We start from the raw sequence: 1853 nt of genomic DNA, 5'->3' as shown, positions 1-1853 counted from the left end.
CTCGGGCTGGCCAGCGAATACGACGGCCTGCCGCAGCGGCGCGCCGAACTGCAGGCCGCCGCTGAATGGGACACCGCGCAGGACGCCCGCGCCCTCGCCTTCGTGGCCCTTTACAAAGCCCTGGGCGGCGCGCCGCTGCCGCCGGCCGAGCCCAAAGTGGGAGCGGCCGCGCCCGAGGCCACGCACATCGCGGAGAACATCTCGGGGACCGCGCCATGATTCCACTGGCCCGCAAGACCCTGGTGCACGAATGGCGCCGGTTCGTGCCGGCGGTGTTCGCCGTGGGGTTCTCCGGCCTGCTGCTGATGGTGCAGGCCGCGCTGGTGCTCGGCATCTTCGGCAGCGCCGCCGTCTACGTGCGGGCCTCGACGGCCGATCTCTGGGCCGGCTACCCGGGCACGCAGAGCGTGAACTTCGGCCGCGCCATCGGCCGCGACGTAGAAAGCCGGATGCGCATGGACCCCGCCGTGACCGCCGTCGAGCCCTACCTCTGGGTCGATGGCGACTGGCGCAGCGCCCAGGCGGGCGCGGGCGGCATCTCGGTCTATGTCTCGGGCATCCGCAGCGCGCCCGACGGCATGCTGTTCGCCCGCCTCATCGCCCCGTGGCAGCGCGATGCGCTGCGCGAGCCGGGCGCGGTGATCGTGGACCGGGCCGATCTGGACACGCTGGGCGTGCGGGTCGGCCAGACCGCGTGGATCAACAGCCACCCGGTGCGCGTGGCCGCGGCCGTGGACGGCCTGCGCGGCCTGGGTGGGGTGAACGTGCTGGCCTCGCTGGACACCGCGCGCGAGATCGCCGGTGCCGAAGCCGGCTCCGGCAGCACCTATGTGGTGGCACGCACCCGCAGCCCGGCGGACGCCGCGGCCGCCCAGGCCCGTCTGTCGCAGGGCGGCCCGGGCTTCGGCCCGTTCGAGGTGTGGACGGCCCGGCAGTTCTCTCGCCGGTCGCAGCTGTACTGGATGTTCGACACCGGCGCCGGCGTGGCCGTGCTGTTCATGGTGATCGTCGTGTGCCTCGTCGGCACCGTGGTCACCAGCCAGTCGCTCATGGGCGTGGTGGCCGGCACGGCGCGCGAATACGCCGTGCTCAACGCCCTGGGCGCCAGCCGCGGCGCTTTGGGCCGGCTCGTGATCGAGCAGGCCTGCTGGATCGGCGGGCTGGGCCTGCTGGTCGCCGGCGCCACCAGCGCCGCATTGCTGGGGGTGGCAGCCGCCTATGGCGTGCCGGTCGCCATGACGCCACGGGTGGCCGCCGCCTGCGCGGTGCTGGTCGGGATCGTGGCCCTGTTCTCGGGTTTCTTCGCCATCCGTGGCCTGCTGCGGGCCGACCCGGCCCTGCTCCTGCGATGAACCACGGCACCGCTCCCGAAGCCCCCCGCCTCACGCCCAGCCTGCAGGCGGTGCAGGTGCACAAGTCCTTCGTGTCGGGTGTCGTGCGCGTGCAGGTCATCGAAGGCCTCACGCTGTCCATCTACCCGGCTGAGCTCACGCTCATCTCCGGCCCCTCCGGTTGCGGCAAGAGCACGCTGCTGTCGCTGCTGTCCGGCCTGCAGCGGGCGGACGCAGGCCATTCCATCGCCCTGGGCGAGAACCTGGGCGCGCTCAGCGTGCGCGCGCTCGAGCGCTTTCGACTGCACCACACGGGGTTCGTGTTCCAGGGCTTCAACCTGTTTCCCGCCCTAACGGCGCTGGAACAGGTGCAGCTGCCGCTGGGCTACCTGGGCCTGAGCGACCGCGAGAGCGAAAAGCGCGCCCGCCGCGCCCTGGACGAGGTGGACCTGTCGCACCGCGCCAGCATGCGGCCCGCGCAGCTGTCCGGCGGAGAAAAGCAGCGCGTGGCCATCGCGCGGG

General features: G+C 72.8%; 2 protein-coding genes and 1 pseudogene. All 3 read left to right on the top strand.

Features of this window, described 5'->3' with window-relative positions:
• Positions 1-219, top strand: a pseudogene (locus AC27KI_RS23855) (efflux transporter outer membrane subunit); the annotation flags it as partial.
• Positions 216-1352, top strand: coding sequence for an ABC transporter permease (locus AC27KI_RS23850; RefSeq protein WP_284397849.1), 1137 nt, complete (start codon positions 216-218; stop codon positions 1350-1352). The pseudogene AC27KI_RS23855 and the gene AC27KI_RS23850, both read left to right, overlap by 4 nt.
• A partial coding sequence (locus AC27KI_RS23845) for an ABC transporter ATP-binding protein (RefSeq protein ID WP_487116203.1) occupies positions 1349-1853 on the top strand: 505 nt, incomplete at its 3' end. The genes AC27KI_RS23850 and AC27KI_RS23845, both read left to right, overlap by 4 nt.

Source organism: Acidovorax sp. KPB24-03 (genome assembly GCF_057546605.1).
This window is presented reverse-complemented; position numbering and strand designations above follow the sequence as displayed.

Excerpts from the sequence above, each read along its gene's own strand:
- AC27KI_RS23850 (WP_284397849.1), top strand. The coding sequence starts at position 216 with ATGATTCCACTGGCCCGCAAGACCCTGGTGCACGAATGGCGCCGGTTC.